This window comes from Microbacterium sp. PI-SA-G (assembly GCF_057215335.1).
In genome coordinates, this window is the sequence record NZ_CM170103.1 from 1,243,503 (window position 1) to 1,265,873 (window position 22,371).

The window sequence follows — 22,371 nt, forward strand, 5'->3', positions numbered from 1 at the left end:
GCTAGGCTCCTCGGCATGGTTCATTTCGACGTGACGGGTGATCTCGACGTGCAAGACCCCGATGTGCTGCGCTACAGCGCCTTCGCCGCGACGCCGGAGGGCGGAAACCCGGCCGGCGTCGTTCTCGACGCGGGCGGGCTGGACGACGAGCGGATGCTGCGGATCGCCGCCGACGTCGGGTACTCCGAGACCGCCTTCCTCACGGCACGGATCGAGGGAACCGGCGTCCCGAGATACCGCGTGCGGTACTGGTCGCCCGCCGCCGAGGTTCCGTTCTGCGGGCATGCGACGATCGCGACGGCGGTCGCGCTGTCCGAGCGCGATGGGCCCGGGGAGGTGATCTTCGCCACCGGTGCCGGAGACGTCGCTCTGCGCTCATCGACGGATGTCGCGGGCACGATCACCGTGTCGTTCACCAGCGTGGAGCCGGAGGTCCGCGACATGGACCAGGACGTGCTCGATCGATTTCTCGCGCTTCTCGGCCTCGTGCCGTCGGACCTCGACGAGCGCTTCCCTCCGAAGGAGTCATTCGCCGGCAACCGGCATCCGATCCTCGTCCTCCACGACCGCGAGCTGTTCGACCAGTTCCGCTTCTCCCCCGCTGCGGTCGCCGCGCTCATGCGCGAACAGGGGTGGGCAGGCACGGTGACCGTGCTGCACGCTGCGGGACCGGCGGACTTCGACGCGCGCAACCTCTTCCCCGTGGGCCGCATCACCGAGGATCCGGCGACGGGGTCGGCCGCCGCATCCACCGGGGCATATCTGCGCGCGGTGGGTCACCCCGAACGGGAGATCCGCATCCACCAGGGCGCGCACGTGCGGCGGCCGAGCATGCTGGCGGTGACCATTCCCGACGTCGGCGGCATCGTCGTCTCGGGTGGGGCGTTCCGGATCGACACGGGGGTGGGAGCCCCGCGGTCGGAGAAGAAGCGAGCCATCCGCAACATCGCCGTCGGCCTGCCGGTCAAGCAAGGACACGTGCTCGCTCTGTCGGGCTTCGATCACACGCGAGAACTGAATTTCCTCCGCGCGATCGGAGGCGGTGTCGAGTTCGGCGAACGAGCGGAAGACGCTCTGCACCGGGAGTTCATGGAGGAGCTCGGCGTCCGCCTGCAGTCGGTCCGATTGCTGGACGTCCGCGAGAACATCTTCACCTACGAGGGCGAGGCCGGTCACGAGATCTTTCACATCTACGCCGTGACCTCCGCCGAACTCGACGCGCTGCCGCTCGACGCACAGCTGACAGTGCTCGACGAAGGCAGCCCGGTGCGATGGGTGCCGATCGCCGATCTCCGAGACGACACACGGCCGCTGTTCCCGGAAGGTGCCCGCGAACTGCTGCGCACCCTGGGCGAATGACCCGAGGCGGTGCCGACGCGCGGACGTCCGCGTCGACACCGCCTCCGTGTCTGTCTCCGGCTCTGTGTCTGTCTCCGGCTCTGTGACTCAGCCCGCGTTCCTGCGGCGCAGTATGAGCAGCGCGGCTCCGATCGCGAGCAGCAGCGCACCGGCGAACACGAACGGCAGGCTGTCGGCGCCGGTCGCGGCGAGGCCGTCGGCCGCGTTGCCGGACCCGGACGCGGATCCGGCGCCGCCGGGAGTCTGCACGGGCTGGTCGCCGCCGGGAGCTGCCGTGACGGCGAGCGGCACGACGGTCTCGACACCCGCGGGATCGATCACGACCACGCTGTGTGCGCCCGCCGCGGTGTCGGCGGGGATCGTCACCTTCACGCGGAACGCACCGGCTGCGTCGGCCACGGCGCTGCCGATCGCCACCGGCGTCGAGCGCAGTTCGATCCGCAACGCCGCGTCGGCGGCGAATCCCCTTCCGGCGACCGTGATGCTGTCGCCGGCGACCACCGAGTCGGCGCTCACGGTGACGGCCGCAGGAACCGGCTCCGGATCCGTCGCACCGCAGTCCACGTCGCAGATGCGGAACTGTGCGATGACCGCCTTGTGGTCCGAGGGCCACACGGCCTTCGGGGTGAGGATCTCGTCGGCGCTGTCATCCACCACGCGCTCGTTGCGGACGACCGTCGACTGCGGGCCCACCACCGACGACCCGTCGATCACGAGTCGCGCGTCGGGTGTGGCGAAGATGTAGTCGATGCGATCGCGTTCGTCCGCCTCGGGCGCCCAGGTGAGCGACGAGGTCGGGAACAGCTCGTTGTCGGACGGCCAGGTGAACCCGGGGTTCGCGACCGGGTCGGGGTGCACCGTGCGGAACGCGTCGACGAGACCGCCGTCGAGCAGCGTCTGCGTCGTCTGCCACGGGATCACGACGCCGTTGTGGTCGAACAGGTCGGCGGTCGCCTCGGTCCAGTCCTGCGAGGGCGGCTCGTTGAAGTCGCCGCCGACGACCGCGAGGCGACCGGCCGCGCGCTCGATCGCGACGTCGGCCACGAGTTCGGCCGCCGCGGCGGGGCGTCCGGACTGCACGTTCGCGGCCAGGATGGCCTCGACATCGGTGACGGGTGCATCGAGCTTGTCCCAGGTGTTCCACCCGGGAGGCCAGTCGCCGTGGATCTCGCCGCCGTAAGCCCGCGGCAGGTACGTGGTGTACCAGCGGTACTCGAGGTGGCCTCCGTAGACCACGACCTCGGTGCCGTTGACGTCGATGACGGCCTTCGACCACCACTTCCCGACGGTGTCGGTCGAGACGATCGGGTAGCGCGAGACGATGCCCGTGTCGGTGGCGATCAGGTGGTCGTAGCCGAGCAGGGCGCCGACCTGCGCGGGCGCCTGGCCGACCTCAGGCAGGAAGGTCACGTCGGCATCCGTCTCCCGGATGATGTCGGCGATCTGCTGTGCGCCATCGGCGATCTGGGTGCCGCCGTGCCACACGTTGAACGAGAGCACGTTGAGTTCGCTGATGCCGTCGACCTCGGGCTTCGGGTCGGCGGGAGGAGCCGGAGGTTCGGTGTCGTCCGCGGTGACCGTGAGGTCGACCGGGCCCGCCAGCACGCCGTAGCCGTCGTCTTCGAGCAGGTAGATGTCGTACTCGCCGGCGGCGATGGTCGCGGTGTTGCGCGTCCACCCGTCACGGTTCGACGGACCCCACGTCAGCTCGCCGGTGGCCTCGGGCACGTAGCGCCAGTCGAGGGATGCCGGACCACCGGGCGTCGCGCCGTCGGCGTAGATGCCGACCCAGTTGCGCTCGTACACCGCGTCTCCGGCGTCGAAGGTGATCTGGACGGTCTCGTCGCTGCGGATGCTGCTCGCGTCGAGCGAGAGCGACGAATCCGAGGTGGGCGCGGGCGTCGTCTCCGCGTGAGCGGCGGGAGCGACGACGAGTCCGGTGAGGGCGGCGCCGGCTCCGAGGAGGGCGAACAGCCCCCTCCGGCGTCGACGGGGTGCGGAGGTCATGACAGCGGTTCCTTTCCACGGCGTGTGCGTCGCGACGGTAGGAGTCACGAGTGACCGGGGCATGGCTGTCGAGTGAACGGGGGCGCGCTGTCGCGTCAGCGACGCGGTTACCAGCGGGGGTACGGGGAGATCGACAAACGCGATTGCTGTATATCGGGATACTGGTTGTGAGCTGGGTTTTTCGGGTCTGAATGTCGGTGGCCCCGGGTTGACTGGGGGTATGAACAGCACTGCGGAGATCTTGGAGCGGGTCGTCGCCGACCTCGCTCGGGTCGTCGATCCCGATGCTGTGGGCGCGCTGTCGAACGATAACCGGATGCAGGTGCTGCGGCTCGCGGGAGAGGCCCAGCGACACCTGGATGCGGTCGTGGTGGAGACCGTGGCAACGGCCCCCGGCGGGGCCGGTGATGGGTCGTTGTGTGCCGGGTTCGGGTGCCGGAGTATGAACGAGTTGCTGCAGCGGGTGCTGCGCACCGATGCGTTCGGGGCCGGGCGGGTGGTGAAGGCCGCCCGCGCAGTTCACCGGGAGGCGAACCTGTCCACGGGTGGGATGCAGCCAGCGCGGTGGCCCGCGTTGCGGGAGGCGTTGCTGGATGGGACGATCGGAATCGCGGGGCTGCTCGCCGCTGTCGGGCCGATCGACGCCGCGCACCGCCGGATCGGAGACGAGGCGCGGTGGCGGGCGGATGCCGAGCTCGCGAGCCTCGCGAGGGGATTGGTCGCGGCGGACTCCGATCCGGACGACGATTCGGGCGACATTGAGGTCTCGCCGAGTTGCCCGCCGGCGACGCCGGAGGATCTGCGCCTGTTCGCGCGGGTGATGCTGGCATATCTGGACCCGGATGGTCCTGAGCCGTCTGACGATGCGGCGATGCGGGGTCGTGGCGTGCGGTTCGGGCGGGAGAAGAACGGTCTCATCCCGCTGCACGGGGACCTGCTGCCCGAAGTCGCCGCGCAGATGCAACGCATCTGGGATGCGTACTTGAACCCGAAGGTCGACGGGCCGCCGCTCCCGGGCGTGCACTTCGCCCCCTCCGTCAGCAGCGCCGCCGACGCCGCCGCGGACGACGACTTCGCGGAGGGGTGGGTGAAGGACCCGAACTTCGACCCGGAGACCCTCCCGTCCGGTGACGCCGGGGGGATGGTCGACACCCGCTCCCGCGAACAGAAACAGCACGACGCCCTCGCCGCGGTCCTCGGGATCGCCGCCCGGCATGACGAGATGCCCAAACTCGGCGGTGCCGCCCCCACGCTGGTTGTGTCGGTCACCGCGGAGGACTACGCCACCGGCCGGGGGTGGGCGCACTTCGAGGGGATCGACACCCCCGCCTACATGTCTACCGCCGCGCACACCGCGTGCGGAGGAAGCGTGCAGCGGGTGCTGTTCGACCCCGAGGGTCGCATCATCGGCATCGGGGTCACCGACCGCATCTTCACCGCCCACCAAAGACGCGCGATCACCCTCAGAGACAAGGAGTGTTTGATCCCCGGATGTCATGTGTCGGCATCCTGGTGTGAGATCCACCACGTCCAGGAACATTCCCGCGGCGGGCCGACCCATACGGACAATGGTGTCGCCCTGTGCTGGCACCACCACCGCACCCTCGCTACGTCGGGGTGGGAGATCCGCATGCACAACGGCACCCCACACGTCCGCGGACCCGCGTGGTGGGACCCCGCCCGACGCTGGCGCACACCACGCCCGAACCTGACCCTCGCCGCATGAGGCAGACTCGACGCATGCCCGGATTCCACCACGTCGAACTGTGGGTATCGACGCTCGACGAGATCCACACGAGTTGGGGCTGGCTGCTGCCGCGGCTGGGATTCGCTCTGAACGACGAATGGCCCGACGGTCAGTCCTGGCGCGCCGGAGATGCATACCTCACGCTCACCCGATCTCCGAACCTGTCAGATCCTCAGCACGACCGACGCCGTCCGGGGATGAACCATCTCGCATTCCACGGCGGCACCCGCGCCGAGGTCGACGCCCTCATGTCTGACGCCGCCGACCAGGGGTGGACGCCGCTGTACGCCGACCGCTACCCCTCCGCCGGGGGCACCGGTCACTACGCGGGCTGGCTACAGAACGCAGCCGGCTTCAAGGTCGAGATCGTCGCCGACGACGCATGACGGTTTCGGGCGGCGCGAGTACTCAGCTGCCGTAGTCGGGCAGCTCCTGCAACGTCCAGGTGTTGCCGTCGGGGTCGCCGAAGGTCACGAAACGGCCCCAGGCCTGCTCATCCACGCCGTCGGCCTCGACACCCAGGCCGCGCAGGTGAGCCAAAGCCTCATCCGCATCGGGCACCACGACCTGGATCGTGTTCTGCTGCCCCGGCTCGAGCTGGATGCCCAGGCCCGTGCCGAACGCGATCGAGCAGGCCGATCCGGGTGGCGTCATCTGCACGAACCGAAGGCCCTCGACCGGCGTCTGATCATGATCGGGATTGAAGCCGATCTTCTCGTAGAAGTCCTTCGACCTGTCGACATCCGACACCGGCACGAAGATGAGTTCGATCTTCCAGTCCATCGCTCACTCCTCCTGGTGGGCACCGTCGACCCATCCGCGTTCACGGTACGCCGAGGCACCGACAGTCCGCCAGAGCACCGTCGGCCAGAGGCACCGTCAGATCCAGCCCTTGTCGAGCGCGATCCGCACCGCCTGCGTGCGGTTCACTGCACCGGTCTTCCCGATCGCGGCCGACAGATGATTGCGCACCGTGCCGGACGAGAGGAACACCTCCGCGGCGATCGCGGTCGCCGAACGCCCGTCCGCCGCCAGGCGCAGCACCTGCTGCTCCCGCTCGCTGAGGGGATTCGCCCCGTCGAACAGACTCTCCTCGGCGAGCGCCGGATCCACGACCCGCAGCCCCGCATGCACGCGCCGTACGGCGTCGGCGAGCTTCTCGGCCGGGGTGTCCTTGACGATGAATCCGCTGGCACCCGCATCCAGTGCGGCCCGCAGATACCCAGGCCGGGCGAAGGTCGTGACGATCAGCACGCGGGTTCCCGGGCTCACCGCACGGATGCTCCGCGTCGCCTCCACCCCGTCCATACCCGGCATCTGGATATCCATCAGGCACACGTCCGGGGCGAGCTCGCCAACCAGACGCACCGCTTCCGCGCCGTCGGCCGCGGTCGCGCAGACCTCGAGGTCGCTCTCGAGGTCGAGCAGCGCTCCCAGCGCGCCGCGTATCAGCGCCTGGTCGTCGGCGATCACCAGACGGATGCTCTCCCCCTCGCGCTGCGGCATCACCACGTCAACTCCACACGCGTTCCGACGCCGCCCGCGTCTCCGCGCTGCAGCGACGCTCCCGCGGCAGCCGCTCGTTCGCGCATGCCCCGCACGCCGTTGCCCTCGTCCTCCCCCGGGCCCACGCCGTCGTCCTCCACGACCATGCGCCCCGGCTCGATCACCACGCTCATCATCGACGCACGAGAATGCCGGATCACGTTCGTGGTGGCCTCGCGCAGAATCCAGCTCGCCGTCAGCGTCTGCACCGGCGACAGCGCATCCGGCGCCCCCGCCGTGCGCATGCCGATGTCAGCGGCCTGAAGCGCATCGCGGCTGGAGGCCAGCTGCTCGACGAGCGTCGCGCCGCGCGCTCCCGCGACCGTCGTGCGGATGCCGGCGATCGCCTCGGCGGTCAGCTGCTCGATCGCCGCCAGCTCGGCCTTCGCCCGCTCCGGATCCGAATCCATCAGCCGTCGCGCGAGCTGTGCCTTCAGTCCCACGACGGTCAGGGAATGCCCGACCAGATCGTGCACGTCGCGGGCCACCGCTTCGCGCCCTTCGCTGGTCGCGAGCTCCAGACCCAGCCGCTCCGCCTCGACCGAGCGGAGGATGAGCCAGGTCGACACCGTGTTCACCGTGCCCAGCAGCACCACGATCGCGAGGATCGACAGGTACGCCATCCCACCCGGAACGAGGAACACGCAGACGGCTGTCACCAGCACCGCCGACCCGGTGGTGATCCAGTGCCACAGCCGGGTCAGCCCGTACGAAGCGAACGACATGATGAACGGCAGAAAGCTCAGCGCCGACCCGCCCTCCGCCGGCACCGATGCGACGGCGCACACGATGAGCACCGCGTACGTGACCCACTGTCGCGCCGACGGGCGTCGTCCGAGCCCGCCTCCACCGCGCATGCCGTGCATGAAGCCCACGACGTAGAGCACGATGAACACCACGAGCGCCGTCCAGCCGACCACGATCCAGCCGAGCGCGGCATCCGATCGCAGCAGCGCGATCACCGGATAGATCAGGAAGATCAGCCAGACGACTGCCATCATCCACCCGAAACGCGCCCACGGGTCCGTCGGTCGTCCGGTGCGCGCTCCGGGAGCAGCCCAAGCCGCCGTGGGTGCCCCGGCAGCCGCGAACGACGCCACGCCGCGCGCACGATCGCTCGACGGATGCTCCGGCGGGGACTGCTGCCTCATCGTCCCAACCTACTGTCGCGTCCGCGAACGCCTCGCGCCGAACATCACGAGCACGACGAAGACCACCAGCCAGACGGCGATGTTGAGCAGCAGCATCCCCATCCCGTCGGTCTGGCCGGTGGTGAGCTGCCCCTCGGTGAGCGGCCAGCGGCTCAGCGCCACGAAGCCGTAGAGAGGTGTGAAGCGGGCGATGTCGAGCATCACACCGTCGAGCGGCATGAACACGTTCCCGAAGAAGGCGAAGAACGTCATCGAGATCGATGCGAGTGCGGCGGCCGAATCGGAACTGAAGAACAGCCCGACGCCGAGACCGTAAAGACCGAACATCAGTCCCAGGCTCAGGATGATGCCGGCCGTCGCCACCCAGCGCCAGACGTCGTCGACGCTCGCGCCCGTGAACCATCCGGCGGCGAAGACGGCCAGGAGCGCCAGGGCCGCGAACGCCACCGCGGTCAGCAGCTTGGTGATCGCGTAGCCGGTGGTGGTCAGCGGCGTCATCGCCAGCTGCCGACCCCACCCCTGCTTCGCCTCGGTCGCGGCAAGCGAGGTCAGTGAGCTCATCGCGACCGCCGTGCCGTAGGCGGCCATCGAAGTCATGACGTAGAAGGAGACGTTCCCGTTTCCGGCAGAGAGCGTGCCGTAGCCCATGCCGGCGCCGAAGAGCAGGTACATCGCGACCGGCATCCCCAGGGTGAAGGCCAGCGTGTAGGGGTTGCGCAGCTGGCGCATGCCCTCGATACGCAGCATCGTCGGTGAGATCGTCATGGTCAGTCCTCCGTGAGAGCGGTGAAGGCGGTTTCGAGGGTGGGCGAAGCGATCTCCAGATCGCTCGCGCCGGCATCGAGCAGCAGGCGAGCCGCGTGATCGGAGTCGGATGCCCGCAGGCTGATCCGGTCCGCATCCACGCGCAGGTCGACCACCCCGGAGACGCGTTCGAGAGCGGCGACGACGTCGCGCGAGCCGTCGGAGGGCAGTGTGGCCGCGACCGATCGCTGACCGAGCCCCGCCCGCAGTCGTGACGTCGGCGCGTCGGCGACGACGGCGCCGCGGTGCATCACGACCGTGCGGCGCGCGAACTGCTCGGCCTCCTCGAGGTAGTGGGTGGCGAAGACGATCGTGCGCCCGGCGTCGGCATCGGCCCGCATCACGTTCCAAAAGTGTCGGCGCGCAGTGACGTCCATCCCGGCCGTCGGCTCGTCCAGCACCAGGATGTCGGGGTCCGACACCATGGCGAGCGCGAACTTCACCCGCTGCTGCTCCCCTCCGGAGCACTTCGCCACCCGACGACGCGCGAGGTGGGCCAGGTCGGCCGTGTCCATCACCTCGGGCACCCGGGCGAGAGCCTCGCGGCCGTGGAGCGAGGCGATCAGGCGGACCGTCTCGCCGACGGTCAGGTCCGACAGCAGGCCGCCGGTCTGCAACACGGCGCCGATGGAGCCGGTGGCGGTCGCCGCGGCTGGAGACCCTCCCAGCACCCGGACGGTCCCCTCGCTGGGATCGGTGAGCCCGAGGAGCATGTCGAGCGTCGTGGTCTTGCCGGCTCCGTTGGGCCCGAGCAGCGCCACGACCTCCCCTCGGCCGACGACCAGGTCGACGCGATCGACGGCCTGGACGCGACGCCCGCCGGAGCCGTAGTGGCGCCGAACCCCGATCAGCTCGACGACGGGTGGAGCGGTCGTGGACTCGGATGTCATCCGCGGCGCGGCATCCGTCGCCGCCCCGCCCGGAAGTGTGGTGTGCATGCTTCCAGCCTGGCGGCGCGGAACCGCAGGCGCCGGAGGGCGATGTCATCCGCCCGACATGACACCTGTCATGCCGAGCACCTCAACGGGCATCGCGCCGGCAGCAGAACTGTCATCGCGCCGGCAGCAGCGCTCCCGCGAAGAACTCGGCCAGCTCGCTCGCCCCGGCGCCGTCGAGCGGCAGGATCGCGGCGACGTACTGATCCGGCCGCACCACGATCACCACGCCGTCACGCGACAGCTCGCGCGCCGCGAAGATGTCGGTCGTGGTCCACTTGCTCGGCCCCGCCGCGTACACCTTCTCCCAGTCGGTCAGCCCGAGCGGACCCGTCTTCGGCTGGAACAGCGCCGGCGCCGATGTCACCTCGAGCTCCTCGAACGGCTGCTGGTACACGGCCTTCACATCGAAGACCGAGTCGGTGTCGGCATCCACCGGGGTGAAGCGCGCCAGCACGGGGTCGACCGCGGCCGCCCAGGCGGCGAGCGCCTCTCCCGTCCGATCACCGAACGCGTACACGCGCCAGCGTCCGTCCGCCTTCGCATGATGCCCCAGGTGGATCACATTGCCGTCGCCCACCCGCACGACCTCCGCCGACTTGAAACGCTTGCCCAGCGGGTATCCGATCGCGAGCTGCTGGTGCGCGTCCGACCCGGTGATCATCGACGACGTGTACTGCGTCATGAATCCCGACGGGAACTCCGCGGTCGCCAGGTAGTACGTGGCGAGGTCGGTGGGATCCGAGATCTCCTCGGGCTTGCGCGCCATCAGCGTGGACCACTCGCGGTCAAAGTCGATGAGCTGCTGCGCGACCGGACGCCGCTCGGCTCCGTACGTCGCCAGCAGCGCCTCGGGAGCGCGTCCGGTCAGCACCGACCCGAGCTTCCATCCGAGGTTGAACCCGTCCTGCATCGACACGTTCATGCCCTGGCCGGCCTTGGCGCTGTGCGTGTGGCAGGCGTCGCCGGTGAGGAACACGCGGGGCGTCCGGTCCACGCCGTCGGGAACGTCGTCGAAGCCGTCGGTCACCCGGTGCCCCACCTCGTACACGCTGTGCCAGGCGATCTCCTTCACGTCCAGCGTGTAGGGATGCAGGATCTCGTTCGCCTTGCGGATGACGTCCTCGATCGGCGTCTGGCGCACCCGGTGGTCGTCGTCGTCCGCGACCTCTCCCAGGTCGACGTAGACGCGGCTGAGGTAGCCGCCCTCGCGAGGGATGTGCAGGATGTTGCCCGCCTGCGAGTTGATGGCGCACTTGGTGCGCCAGTCCGGGAAGTCCGTGTTGACGAGCACGTCCATGACGCCCCAGGCGTGCGCGGCGCTCGCCCCGACGTGCGTGCGTCCGATCGCCTGGCGCACCCCGCTGCGTGCCCCGTCGCACCCCGCCACGTACTTCGCCCGGATGGTGCGCTCCTCGCCCGCGCGCTCCCCCGCCACATGCCGCACACGCACCTCGACCGGGTACTCGCCGTCGTCGTGCACGGTGAGGCCGACGAACTCGACGCCGTAGTCCGGGACGATCCGCGCCGGCCCGTCGACGGCGGCCTCGGCGAAGTAGTCGAGGACCCGCGCCTGGTTCACGATCAGATGCGGGAACTCGCAGATGTCGTACGCGTAGTCCGCGGTGCGGGTGGTGCGCACGATGTTGCGCGGGTTCTCGGGGTCGGGTCCCCAGAAGTTCATCCAGCCGATGTTGTACGCCTCGGCGATGATGCGCTCGGCGAACCCGAACGCCTGGAAGGTCTCGACGCTGCGCGGCTGGATGCCGTCGGCCTGCCCCAGCTCGAGGCGTTCCGTGCGGCGCTCGATCAGCCGCGTGGTGACGCCGGGGTACTGCGACATCTGCGCCGCCAGCAGCATGCCGGCGGGACCGGATCCGACGATCAGGACGTCGACGGTGTCGGGAAGCTCGGCGGGCCGGTTGATCCCGGTGCCAGCGGCATCCTTCACACGAGGGTCCCCGGAGACATAGCCGTGGTGGTGGAACTGCATCGTCGTCGATTCCTTCCGGACGTCATCGTCGGGCTTGCGCCGCGTGAACGCGTGTTCTATATTCGAACACACCGTTCTACTATTGAACACATCGTAAGCGCGCCGTTCGCGGAACACAAGCGCGCGACCCGCGCGGAACACGAGGGAGCCCATGCCCGACGCCTCTTCCCCGGCCTCGCAGACGCTGAGCCGCGGCATCCGGATCCTCGAGATCCTGACCGACGCGCGTCGGCCGCTCGCGATCGACGAGATCGCCGCCCGACTCGGGGTGCACCGCTCGATCGCCTACCGCCTGCTGCGCACCCTCGAAGACCACGGGCTGATCGGGCGCGACGCCGCCGGCGCGGTCAGCCTCGCCGCCCGCATGGCCGCCCTCGCCGCCGGGGTCGCGCACGATCTGCAGGCCGAAGCACTGCCCGAGCTGACCGCCATCGCGAACGAGCTGGGCATGACGTGCTTCCTCGCCGTGCTCGACGCCGAGGAGTGCATCACCCTCGTGAGCGTAGAGCCCCGCCATGCGGTGGCCAGCGTGGCGCAGCGGCCGGGTGCGCGGCATCCGGTCACCGTGGGCGCGCCGGGCAAGGCGATCCTCGCGCAGCTCGCACCCGCGGAATGGCCGGCCGACGCCTCCGCCGCCCTGCGAGCCGACGTAGCGACCACCCGGACCCGTGGCTATGCGACCAGCCACGACGAGGTGATCCCGACCGTGCAGTCCGTGGCCGTGTCGCTGACGCTGCGCGGCCATCGCCCCGCCGCGATCGCCGTGGTGCATGTGGCGACCGAACTCGACGACGCCGCGATCGCCGAACGCCTGCAGCACTCGGCATCCGTCATCCGCGACGCCCTCGACGGCTAGCCGCGCACGCGCGTTCCGGTCGCACGCGCGTTCCGGTCGCAGTCGCGTTCCGGTCGCAGTTCATGCCGTCGCACCCGCGTTCCGGTCGCAGTTCATGCCGTTCGGCGAGCCGAGGAGCGACAGGAACTGCGACCGGAACAGGGCGAGCGACACGAAGTGCGACCGGAACGCAACGAACCGGCGTCAGGCCTTCGCCAGCCCCCGGATCGGGCTGGCTGACTGCTCGTCCTCGTGGTCCGGTCCGAGCGGAATGCCGGAGCGGTCACGCAGCAGCAGCGTCGCGACGAGGCCGAGCAGCGTCATGCCGGCCAGGTACCAGGTGACGGCCTGCGTCGACCCGGTCGCCTGCACGATGGCCGTGGCGATGGTCGGAGCGAACGCGCCACCCGCGATGGCGCCGATCGCGTACGAGATCGAGACGCCCGAGAAGCGGATGCTGGCCGGGAAGAGTTCCGTGTACAGCGCCGCCTGCGGGCCGTACGTGAAGCCGAGGCCGATCGTCAGGATCGCGAGCCCCGCGAACAGCAGTCCGATCTCTCCTGTGTTCACCAGCGGGAACAGCGTGAACACGCCGACGAGCTGCATCACCCAGCCGATGATGTAGGTCGTGCGACGACCGATGCGGTCGCAGATCCACCCGGCGATCAGTGTCGTGATGAGCCAGGTGACGGCGGATCCTGCGACGGCCCACAGCACGGGTCCGCGCTCGAGTCCGATCGGGCCCTCAGGGTTGGTGGCGTAGTTCTGGATGTATCCGCCGGTGGTCATGTAGCCGACGGCGTTGTTGCCGGCGAACACGAACGCGGCGATGATCACGAGCAGCGCGTGCTTGCGGAACAGCTGCACGATCGGCATGCGCGCCTTCTCCTTGCGCGCGGCCAGCTCGGTGAAGACGGGGCTCTCCTCGACCTTGCGGCGCACGTAATAGCCGACGAGGATCAGCACGACGCTGAGCAGGAACGGGACGCGCCATCCCCATTCGAGGAACTGATCCCCGGGGGCGATCGCGGTCATCAGCGCCATCACGCCCGACGCGAGCAGCAGGCCCAGCGGCACGCCGATCTGCGGCGAGGCGCCGAAGATGCCGCGCTTGTGGCGCGGGGCGTGCTCGACGGCCATCAGCACCGCGCCGCCCCACTCTCCACCGGCCGAGATTCCCTGCAGGATGCGCAGCAGCACGAGCAGGATCGGCGCGGCGATGCCGATCGACTCGTACGTGGGCAGCACACCGATGAGCGCGGTGGCCGCACCCATCAGGATCAGCGTCCACATCAGCACGGTCTTGCGGCCGAGCTTGTCGCCGAGGTGACCGGCGAGGAACGCACCGAGAGGTCGGAACAGGAAGCTCACGCCCACGGTCGCGAACGCGATGAGTGCACTGTCGGCGCCCAGCGGCGCGAAGAACAGCTGACCGAACACGAGCCCGACGGCCGTGGCGTAGATGAAGAAGTCGTACCACTCGACCGTGGTCCCGACGACGGTGGCGAAGACGACGCGGCGCCGATCAGCCGCTGTCGCGATGGTGCCGGTGGGAGTGAATCCCGCCTGTGACTGCCCGCTCATGGGGTTGTCTCCTTTTGATTGTGACTGCATTGTCACGGCCTGCACGGACGTGAATCCGGAGTGCTTGCCGAGGGATGAACCGATGATATATGATTTCGAATACGACGCACAAGGCGTCGACGACAGCGCGAGGAGGCGCCCCGTGACGGATCCCATCGCCCGCCCCGGCAAGATCATCGCGATCCACCTGAGCTATGCCTCCCGTGCCGACCAGCGCGGCCGACGCCCCGCCGCTCCCTCCTACTTCTTCAAGCCGGCCAGTTCGGTCGGCGTCTCCGGCGGAACGGTCGAACGCCCCGCCGGCACCGAGCTGCTGGCGTTCGAGGGCGAGATCGCACTCGTGATCGGCACCCCCGCGCGCCGGGTGCCGGTGTCGGACGCCTGGTCGCACGTGGCATCCGTCACGGCCTCGAACGACCTCGGCCTGTACGACCTGCGCGCGAACGACAAGGGCTCGAACGTTCGCTCCAAGGGCGGCGACGGCTACACCCCGCTCGGACCCGAGCTGATCGATGCACGCACCGTCGACCCCGCGGCCCTGCGCGTGCGCACCTGGGTCAACGGAGAGCTTCGGCAGGACGACACCACGGCCGGCCTGATCTTCCCGCTCGCCCAGCTCGTGGCCGACCTGTCGCAGCACTTCACGCTCGAGCCGGGCGACGTGATCCTCACCGGAACCCCGGCGGGGTCGTCGGTCATCGTGCCGGGCGACGTCGTCGAGGTCGAGGTCGATGCTCCGGATGCCGCGGGCGCGCCCTCGTCCGGACGCCTGGTCACGACCGTCACGCAGGGTGAGGTCCCCTTCGACGCCTCGATCGGGTCGCTCCCCGCCGTCGATGATCTGCAGCGCACCGAGGCCTGGGGTTCGCGCGAAGAGGCCGGGCTCGCGCCTGACCCCGCTGAGAAGTCACAATCCGCCGCATCCGCGCCCCCGCTCGCGACTGTTTCTGACCCCTCAGCGCCGAGGGCAGCAGCACTCTCGCCCGAGCTCCGCGCGAAGCTCCTCGAGGCGCCGACCGCCGGGCTCTCCGCCCAGCTGCGCAAGCGCGGGCATCACTCGTGCTTCATCGACGGCGTCTCGGCGAACATCGCCGGCACCAAGATCGTCGGCACGGCGAAGACGCTGCGCTTCGTCCCCTTCCGTGAAGACCTCTTCGCGGCCCACGGCGGCGGGTACAACGCGCAGAAGCGGGCCTTCGACGCGGTCGCCGAGGGCGAGATCATCGTGATCGAGGCGCGCGGCGATGCCACGACCGGCACCCTCGGCGACATCCTCGCTCTGCGCGCCCAGGTCCGCGGGGCGGCCGGCGTGGTCACCGACGGCGGCGTGCGCGACTTCGACGCCGTCGCCGCGATCGGCCTGCCCGTCTTCTCGCAGGGCGCGCACCCCTCGGTGCTCGGGCGCAAGCACGTGCCGTGGGACGTCGACGTCACCATCTCGTGCGGCGGCGCCGCCGTGCAGCCCGGAGACATCATCGTGGGCGACAACGATGGCGTGATCGTCATCCCGCCGTCGCTGGCCGAGGAGGTCGCGACGGCCGCCGTCGCCCAAGAGATCGAGGATGCCTGGATCGCCGAGCAGGTCGCCGCCGGGCACCCCGTCGACGGACTGTTCCCGTTGAATGAGGAGTGGCGCGCACGGTACGCCCGCTCCCTGAGCGAGGAGCGCAGCGACGAGACGAAGGGCGCTCCCCAGTGAGCACGCCGGCCACCAGCATCCCGGCCACCACGAGCAAGTCCGAGCAGGCGTACGCCTGGATCCGTTCGCGCATCTCCAGTCACGCGTTCGGGCCCGGATACCGGCTGGTGCTCGGATCCCTGGCCGAAGAGCTGAGCATGAGCGTCGTGCCCGTGCGCGAGGCGATCCGCCGGCTCGAGGCCGAGGGGCTGGTCACGTTCGAGCGCAACGTCGGCGCCCGCGTCACCCTGGTCGATGAGAGCGAATACGCCGACACGATGATGACGCTCGGACTCGTCGAGGGCGCCGCGACCGCCCTCTCCGCTCCCCTGCTCGACGCGCAGGCACTCGCCGCCGCAGAAGAGGTGAACGAGAAGATGACCCGCATGCTGGGCGATCTCGACGCGCACGCCTTCACCGAGCTGAACCGCCGCTTCCACTCGATCCTGTTCGAGCCGTGCCCGAATCCGCAGCTGCTCGACCTGGTGCACCGCGGATGGTCGCGCCTCTCCGGCATCCGCGACTCGACCTTCGCCTACGTCCCCGGCCGCGCGCAGCACTCGGTCGAGGAGCACACCCAGATCCTGCAGCTCATCCGCGACGGGGCCGACCCGCTCGAGATCGAGTTCGCCGCCCGCAACCACCGTCTGCGCACGAGGGACGCCTTCCTCGACGCGCTGCACGCCCGTTCCCACCGAACCCATGGAGAAGCATCATGACCGACTCGCGCATCCCCGCCGATCTTCCTGACCACATCCAGCACTACATCGACGGCGCCTTCGTCGACTCGGTCGACGGCGACACGTTCGACGTGCTCGACCCGGTGACCAACAAGACCTACACCACGGCCGCCGCCGGCAAGAAGGCCGACATCGATCTCGCCGTGGCCGCCGCCACGCGCGCGTTCGAGGAGGGGCCGTGGCCCCGGATGCTGCCGCGCGAGCGCTCGCGCGTGCTGCACCGCATCGCCGACCTGGTCGAGTCCCGCGACGCGCGTCTCGCCGAACTCGAGTCCTACGACTCCGGCCTCCCCATCACGCAGGCGCTGGGCCAGGCACGTCGTGCGGCCGAGAACTTCCGCTTCTTCGCCGACCTGATCGTGGCGCAGTCCGACGACGCGTTCAAGGTGCCCGGCCGCCAGATGAACTACGTCAACCGCAAGCCGATCGGCGTGGCCGGGCTCATCACCCCGTGGAACACGCCGTTCATGCTCGAGTCGTGGAAGCTCGGCCCGGCCCTCGCCACCGGCAACACGGTCGTGCTGAAGCCTGCCGAGTTCACGCCGCTCTCCGCCTCGCTGTGGGCGGGCATCTTCGAAGAGGCCGGTCTCCCGAAGGGCGTGTTCAACCTCGTCAACGGACTCGGAGAAGACGCCGGCGACGCCCTGGTGAAGCATCCCGACGTGCCGCTCATCTCGTTCACGGGCGAGAGCCGCACCGGGCAGATCATCTTCGGCAACGCCGCACCGTTCCTCAAGGGTCTGTCGATGGAGCTCGGCGGCAAGTCCCCCGCGGTCGTCTTCGCCGACGCCGACCTCGAGGCGGCCGTCGACGCCACGATCTTCGGCGTGTTCTCGCTGAACGGCGAGCGCTGCACGGCAGGCTCGCGCATCCTCGTCGAGCGCTCCGTCTACGAGGAGTTCGTCGAGCGCTACGCCGCGCAGGCGAAGCGCGTGAAGGTCGGATTCCCGCACGACCCCGAGACCGAGGTCGGCGCTCTGGTGCACCCCGAGCACTACGACAAGGTCATGAGCTACGTCGAGATCGGCAAGACCGAGGGCCGGCTCGTCGCCGGCGGCGGGCGCCCCGAGGGCTTCGACGAGGGCAACTTCGTCGCCCCGACGGTCTTCGCCGATGTCTCCCCCGACGCGCGGATCTTCCAGGAGGAGATCTTCGGCCCCGTCGTGTCGATCACCCCGTTCGACTCCGACGATGAGGCGCTGTCGCTCGCGAACAACACGAAGTACGGACTCGCGGCCTACATCTGGACCAACGACCTCAAGCGCGCTCACAACTTCGCCCAGTCCGTCGAGGCCGGCATGGTGTGGCTGAACAGCAACAACGTGCGCGACCTGCGCACCCCGTTCGGCGGCGTGAAGGCGTCGGGCCTCGGCCACGAGGGCGGCTACCGCTCGATCGACTTCTACACCGACCAGCAGAGCGTGCACATCACGCTCGGCCCGGCCCACAACCCGACCTTCGGCAAGTAAGCAAGGACGCTGACATGACCCACCGCGACGACATGACCCTGACCTCCGCCGGCTACTACGTGTCGCAGGAGGCCCCGATCCGCACCGGCAACCCGGTCGCGACCCCCGAGGCCACCCCGCCCGACATCCTGCGCTGCGCATACATGGAGCTCGTGGTGACCGACCTGGCCGCGTCGCGGCAGTTCTACGTCGACATCCTCGGCCTGTACGTGACCGAGGAGGACGACGAGGCGATCTACCTGCGCTCGACCGAGGAGTTCATCCACCACAACCTCGTGCTGCGCACCGGACCGATCGCCGCGGTCGCCGCGTTCTCGTATCGCGTCCGCACGCCCGAGGACCTCGACCGCGCCGTCGCGTTCTACACCGAGCTGGGTTGCGACGTGCGCCGCGCCGAGAACGGGTTCGTGAAGGGCATCGGAGACTCGGTGCGCGTGGTCGACCCGCTCGGCTTCCCGTACGAGTTCTTCTTCCAGGCCGATCACGTCGAGCGCATGTCGTGGCGCTACGACCTGCACATCCCGGGCGAGCTGGTGCGTCTGGACCACTTCAACCAGGTGACCCCCGACGTGCCGCGCGCGGTCGCGTTCATGCAGGACCTGGGCTTCCGCGTTACCGAGGACATCCAGGACGACGAGGGCACCGTGTACGCGGCGTGGATGCGCCGCAAGCCGACCGTGCACGACACCGCGATGACCGGCGGCGACGGCCCCCGCATGCACCACGTGTGCTTCGCGACGCATGAGAAGCACAACATCCTCGCCATCTGCGACAAGCTCGGCGCCCTGCGTCGCTCCGACTCGATCGAGCGCGGCCCCGGCCGCCACGGCGTCAGCAACGCGTTCTACCTGTACCTGCGCGACCCCGACGGCCACCGCGTCGAGGTGTACACGCAGGACTACTACACCGGCGACCCCGACAACCCCGTGATCACCTGGGACGTCCACGACAACCAGCGCCGCGACTGGTGGGGCAACCCCGTCGTGCCGTCCTGGTACACCGACGCGTCGCTCGTGCTCGACCTCGACGGCAACCCGCAGCCCGTCGTCGCCCGCACGGATTCGAGCGAGATGGCGGTGACCATCGGCGCCGACGGATTCTCGTACACGCGCGCCGACGAGGGCGAGAAGAAGCTGGGCAACCAGCTCTAGAGGAGGAGTGACGGATGCTGTCCGAAGAGACCATCACGCAGATCGCCGCCGAGCTCGCGGAGGCCGACCGGACGCACGGGGTGATCCCGCGCATCACGGCACGCTTCCCCGAGGCGACGATCGAGGACTCGTACGCGATCCAGGGGCTGTGGCGCGACACGCAGATCGCCGCGGGGCGCCGCCTCGTCGGTCGCAAGATCGGGCTGACGTCCAAGGCGATGCAGCAGGCCACGGGCATCACCGAGCCGGACTACGGCGTGATGTTTGACGACACGGTGTACCCGTCGGGGGCGGAGATCCCGGTCGACCACTTCTCGAACGTGCGCATCGAGGTCGAGCTGGCATTCGTGCTGAAGCACCCTCTCGAGGGCCCCGACTGCACGCTCGACGACGCCCTCGCTGCGATCGACTACGCCGTCCCCGCCCTCGAGGTCCTCAACTCGCACATCGAGCTGGAGGGCCGCACCATCGTCGACACGATCAGCGACAACGCGGCCTACGGCGGGATGGTCCTGGGCGACGTGCACAAGCGGCCCGACGAGATCGACCTGCGATGGGTGCCGGGGGTGCTGTCGCGCAACGGCGAGATCGAGGAGACCGGGGTGGCAGCCGGAGTGCTGGGTCACCCGGCGACCGGGGTCGCGTGGCTCGCGAACAAGTTCCATCAGCACGGCGCGCGCCTCGAGGCGGGCGAGATCATCCTGGCAGGATCATTCACACGCCCGATGTGGGTGTCGCGCGGCGACCAGGTGCTGTGCGACTTCGGACCGATGGGAACCATCACATGCCGCTTCGTCTAGACCCGTCCTTCCGAGACCGCCTCGCGGAATCCGATCGACCGCTCGTGGGCATGTGGGCGTGCTCGGGCAGCCCGCTGGTCACCGAGGTCGCGGCGGGCTCGGGGCTCGACTGGCTGCTCATCGACATGGAGCACTCGGCGAACACGCTGGAGTCGGTGCTGGTGCAGCTGCAGGTCGTCGCCGCGTATCCGATCACCCCCGTGGTGCGCGTGCCGGCGAACGACCCGGTGGCGATCAAGCAGGTGCTCGATCTGGGGGCGCAGAACCTGATCGTGCCCATGGTCTCCTCCGCCGACGAGGCGCGGGCAGCAGTCGCCGCGACCCGCTACCCTCCGCAGGGCGTGCGCGGTGTGGGCAGCGCGCTCGCGCGCAGCGCCCGCTGGAACCGCGTCGACCGGTACCTGCAGGAGTCTGCGGCGCACACCTCTCTCACCGTGCAGATCGAGACCGCCGCGGGTGTCGAGGCCGCGGCCGAGATCGCCGCCGTCGACGGGGTGGATGCCGTGTTCGTCGGGCCGTCCGACCTGTCGGCGTCGATGGGCCTGCTCGGCCAGCAGACGCACCCCGAGGTCACCGCCGCCGTGCAGCGCGTGTTCGCCGCGGTCACGGCCGCGGGCGTTCCGGTCGGGGTCAACGCGTTCGATCCGACCGCGGCCGACGCGTACCTCGCCGCCGGTGCGCGCTTCGTGGCGGTCGGAGCCGACGTGGCTCTGCTCGCTCGCGCCTCCGAAGCCCTCGCCACGCGTTTCATCGGCGACGACGCCGCACGACGCGCCAGCTACTGAACCTCGGTGCTGTCACCAGTGGCGCATTCATAGCAATCCGGGCGAGACTGTCACCATGACCTTCGCCGCGCTCCAGCCCCTCGCCGACCGTGCCGCCCTGTTCACCGCACTCCGCCAGGACGCCCTCGCCTCCGCGGCGGACGCGCTGGGCGAGCACCGGTGGGACGCCGATATGACGGCAGGCACCCTCACCTTCACGGCGAACGCCGACCCGTCGCGTCAGCTGGTCGCTCGCGCGCATCTGATCGCGACGATCGCGCCCGGCCCCCGCTCGCTGCTGTGGGCCTGGGCCCACCCGCAGGGCGATCCGCAGGGCGTGGCCGGTCAGCTGCACGCGTACGGCACCGAGCACGGCATCGCCGAACTCACCACCGCCGAGGTCCCGTTCCCCGCCGACAGCGCGGCCGACGAGGACTGGATCGCCCGGGCCGCCCACACGATCGGCGGCGTCGCGGTCGAGCTCAGCGGCCGGTCTCCCTACTACTCGGCGCCGGTGGGCGGCGGAACCCGCGCGGTGTTCCTGCTCGACGCCCCGCTGCGTCCGCTGACGGTGTCGGATGCCGTCACCGCGCTGCCGCGCGTGCTCGCGACCCTGACCCTGCCGGATGCCCGTACCTCAGTGTGGGATCTCGCGCGTCTGGCGAACTGGACCCTCACCTGGACCGACGAGTCCTTCAGCGGCGCGACCGTGGTCGACTCGTCCGGATCCGCGACGTTCCGCTTCGACGACCAGGCGCGCATCGCCGGCATCGAGAGCTCCCTCGCCGCCCCGGCCTGACCCGCATTCTCCCGGAGCCCCGTTCCGGTCGGAAAAAGCACCCGCCCCTCAGAGGGACGGGTGCTTTTTCGTGACGGCGCTCCCCGGAGCGAAGCGTCAGACGTTCAGCCGGCAGCCAGACGTTCGGCGGCCTCGACCACGTTCGTCATGAGCAGCGCGACCGTCATCGGGCCCACACCGCCGGGATTCGGCGAGAGGAAGCCGGCGACCTCGGCCACGTCGGGGTGCACGTCGCCGAAGACGAGGTTCTTGCCCGTCTCCGGGTCGGTCTCGCGCGTCACTCCGACATCGAGCACGGCGGCGCCCGGCTTCACGTCTTCGGCACGGATCAGGTGCTTGACGCCTGCTGCGGCGACGATCACATCGGCCTCGCGCAGGTAGCGGCCCATGTCGACCGTCCCGGTGTGCGTGAGCGTGACCGTGGCGTTGAGGTCGCGGCGGGTGAGCAGCAGGCCGATCGAGCGACCGATCGTCACTCCGCGGCCGACCACGACCACATGCGTGCCCTTGAGGTCGTAGTCGTTGCGCAGCAGCAGCTCGATCACGCCGCGCGGGGTGCACGGCAGAGGCGTGTGGATCGGGCTGTTGACGTTCAGCACGAGACGACCGAGGTTCGTCGGGTGCAGTCCGTCGGCATCCTTCGCCGGGTCGATGCGCTCGAGGATCGCGTCCGTGTCGATGTGCTTCGGCAGCGGCAGCTGCACGATGTAGCCGTGGCAGTCCGGGTCCGCGTTCAGCTCGTCGATCAGCGCCTCGACGTCGGCCTGAGTCGCATCGGCCGGCAGCTCGCGCTGGATCGAGTTCATGCCGACGGCCTCGGACTGCCGGTGCTTCATGCCGACGTACAGCTGCGACGCCGGGTCTGCGCCCACCAGCACGGTCGCGATACCGGGCGTGATGCCCTGTGCCTTCAGCGCCGCGACGCGTTCGGTGAGCTCGGCCTTGATCTCGGCCGCAGCCGCCTTGCCGTCGAGGATCTTCGCAGTCATGTCTTTCTTCCTTCGGTCGTC

The 22,371-nt window shown here is 69.6% G+C and carries 20 protein-coding genes; 11 read left to right on the forward strand and 9 right to left on the reverse strand.

Features of this window, described 5'->3' with window-relative positions; all coding sequences use genetic code 11:
• Window positions 1-15: 15 nt before the first annotated feature.
• Window positions 16-1,359 carry a PhzF family phenazine biosynthesis isomerase gene (locus tag AC2D10_RS06160; protein ID WP_484711132.1) on the forward strand — a complete coding sequence of 448 codons (1,344 nt, stop codon included), beginning with the start codon at window positions 16-18 and terminating at the stop codon, window positions 1,357-1,359.
• 87 nt (window positions 1,360-1,446) lie between these two features.
• On the opposite strand, the gene AC2D10_RS06165 is transcribed toward AC2D10_RS06160, so the two are convergent.
• Window positions 1,447-3,366, reverse strand: coding sequence for an endonuclease/exonuclease/phosphatase family protein (locus AC2D10_RS06165; RefSeq protein ID WP_484711133.1), 1,920 nt, complete (start codon window positions 3,364-3,366; stop codon window positions 1,447-1,449).
• Between the two features lie 220 nt (window positions 3,367-3,586).
• Here AC2D10_RS06165 and AC2D10_RS06170 point away from each other — a divergent pair, with 220 nt between their 5' ends.
• Together AC2D10_RS06170 and AC2D10_RS06175 are read left to right on the forward strand one after the other, a co-directional pair.
• Window positions 3,587-5,092, forward strand: a complete 1,506-nt coding sequence (locus AC2D10_RS06170) for an HNH endonuclease signature motif containing protein (protein ID WP_484711135.1) — start codon at window positions 3,587-3,589, stop codon at window positions 5,090-5,092.
• A gap of 14 nt (window positions 5,093-5,106) precedes the next feature.
• Window positions 5,107-5,499 carry a VOC family protein gene (locus AC2D10_RS06175; protein ID WP_484711820.1) on the forward strand — a complete coding sequence of 131 codons (393 nt, stop codon included), beginning with the start codon at window positions 5,107-5,109 and terminating at the stop codon, window positions 5,497-5,499.
• A gap of 22 nt (window positions 5,500-5,521) precedes the next feature.
• On the opposite strand, the gene AC2D10_RS06180 is transcribed toward AC2D10_RS06175, so the two are convergent.
• The 6 genes from AC2D10_RS06180 to AC2D10_RS06205 all read right to left on the reverse strand — a co-directional run bounded on the left by AC2D10_RS06180 (window position 5,522) and on the right by AC2D10_RS06205 (window position 11,541).
• Window positions 5,522-5,896 (reverse strand): VOC family protein, encoded by a 375-nt coding sequence (locus AC2D10_RS06180; protein ID WP_484711136.1) that lies wholly within the window; start codon window positions 5,894-5,896, stop codon window positions 5,522-5,524.
• Window positions 5,897-5,992: 96 nt separating this feature from the next.
• Window positions 5,993-6,619: a response regulator gene (locus AC2D10_RS06185; RefSeq protein ID WP_484711821.1), complete on the reverse strand. Its 627-nt coding sequence runs from the start codon at window positions 6,617-6,619 to the stop codon at window positions 5,993-5,995.
• Window positions 6,619-7,809, reverse strand: coding sequence for a sensor histidine kinase (locus AC2D10_RS06190; RefSeq protein WP_484711137.1), 1,191 nt, complete (start codon window positions 7,807-7,809; stop codon window positions 6,619-6,621). Before AC2D10_RS06190 ends, AC2D10_RS06185 begins: the two co-directional genes overlap by 1 nt.
• A gap of 9 nt (window positions 7,810-7,818) precedes the next feature.
• Window positions 7,819-8,574 (reverse strand): ABC transporter permease, encoded by a 756-nt coding sequence (locus AC2D10_RS06195; RefSeq protein ID WP_484711138.1) that lies wholly within the window; start codon window positions 8,572-8,574, stop codon window positions 7,819-7,821.
• A gap of 2 nt (window positions 8,575-8,576) precedes the next feature.
• Window positions 8,577-9,551 carry an ABC transporter ATP-binding protein gene (locus AC2D10_RS06200; RefSeq protein ID WP_484711140.1) on the reverse strand — a complete coding sequence of 325 codons (975 nt, stop codon included), beginning with the start codon at window positions 9,549-9,551 and terminating at the stop codon, window positions 8,577-8,579.
• Window positions 9,552-9,663: 112 nt separating this feature from the next.
• Complete coding sequence (locus tag AC2D10_RS06205) at window positions 9,664-11,541, reverse strand: FAD-dependent monooxygenase (protein ID WP_484711141.1); 1,878 nt, start codon at window positions 11,539-11,541, stop codon at window positions 9,664-9,666.
• Window positions 11,542-11,692: 151 nt separating this feature from the next.
• Between AC2D10_RS06205 and AC2D10_RS06210 the strand changes: the two genes are divergently transcribed.
• A complete protein-coding gene (locus AC2D10_RS06210; protein WP_484711142.1) occupies window positions 11,693-12,397 on the forward strand; it encodes an IclR family transcriptional regulator in 705 nt (234 codons plus the stop codon).
• Window positions 12,398-12,580: 183 nt separating this feature from the next.
• Here AC2D10_RS06210 and AC2D10_RS06215 read toward each other — a convergent pair whose 3' ends face one another.
• A complete protein-coding gene (locus AC2D10_RS06215) occupies window positions 12,581-13,960 on the reverse strand; it encodes an MFS transporter (protein ID WP_484711143.1) in 1,380 nt (459 codons plus the stop codon).
• Between the two features lie 142 nt (window positions 13,961-14,102).
• Between AC2D10_RS06215 and AC2D10_RS06220 the strand changes: the two genes are divergently transcribed.
• The 7 genes from AC2D10_RS06220 to AC2D10_RS06250 are packed head-to-tail and all read left to right on the forward strand — an operon-like array spanning window position 14,103 to window position 21,361.
• Window positions 14,103-15,659, forward strand: a complete 1,557-nt coding sequence (locus tag AC2D10_RS06220) for a fumarylacetoacetate hydrolase family protein (RefSeq protein ID WP_484711144.1) — start codon at window positions 14,103-14,105, stop codon at window positions 15,657-15,659.
• On the forward strand, window positions 15,656-16,357 hold the full coding sequence (locus tag AC2D10_RS06225) for a GntR family transcriptional regulator (protein ID WP_484711145.1): 702 nt from the start codon (window positions 15,656-15,658) through the stop codon (window positions 16,355-16,357). The genes AC2D10_RS06220 and AC2D10_RS06225 overlap by 4 nt, the downstream gene beginning before the upstream one ends.
• Window positions 16,354-17,847: a 5-carboxymethyl-2-hydroxymuconate semialdehyde dehydrogenase gene (hpaE, locus tag AC2D10_RS06230; protein ID WP_484711146.1), complete on the forward strand. Its 1,494-nt coding sequence runs from the start codon at window positions 16,354-16,356 to the stop codon at window positions 17,845-17,847. Before AC2D10_RS06225 ends, hpaE begins: the two co-directional genes overlap by 4 nt.
• Before the next feature lie 14 nt (window positions 17,848-17,861).
• Window positions 17,862-18,998 carry a 3,4-dihydroxyphenylacetate 2,3-dioxygenase gene (gene hpaD / locus AC2D10_RS06235; protein WP_484711147.1) on the forward strand — a complete coding sequence of 379 codons (1,137 nt, stop codon included), beginning with the start codon at window positions 17,862-17,864 and terminating at the stop codon, window positions 18,996-18,998.
• A gap of 14 nt (window positions 18,999-19,012) precedes the next feature.
• Window positions 19,013-19,798, forward strand: a complete 786-nt coding sequence (locus tag AC2D10_RS06240; protein ID WP_484711148.1) for a fumarylacetoacetate hydrolase family protein — start codon at window positions 19,013-19,015, stop codon at window positions 19,796-19,798.
• Window positions 19,783-20,583, forward strand: coding sequence for an HpcH/HpaI aldolase family protein (locus AC2D10_RS06245; protein WP_484711149.1), 801 nt, complete (start codon window positions 19,783-19,785; stop codon window positions 20,581-20,583). Before AC2D10_RS06240 ends, AC2D10_RS06245 begins: the two co-directional genes overlap by 16 nt.
• A gap of 55 nt (window positions 20,584-20,638) precedes the next feature.
• On the forward strand, window positions 20,639-21,361 hold the full coding sequence (locus tag AC2D10_RS06250; protein WP_484711150.1) for a DUF6882 domain-containing protein: 723 nt from the start codon (window positions 20,639-20,641) through the stop codon (window positions 21,359-21,361).
• Between the two features lie 104 nt (window positions 21,362-21,465).
• Here AC2D10_RS06250 and AC2D10_RS06255 read toward each other — a convergent pair whose 3' ends face one another.
• Window positions 21,466-22,350 carry a bifunctional methylenetetrahydrofolate dehydrogenase/methenyltetrahydrofolate cyclohydrolase gene (locus tag AC2D10_RS06255; RefSeq protein WP_484711151.1) on the reverse strand — a complete coding sequence of 295 codons (885 nt, stop codon included), beginning with the start codon at window positions 22,348-22,350 and terminating at the stop codon, window positions 21,466-21,468.
• Between the last annotated feature and the right edge of the window lie 21 nt (window positions 22,351-22,371).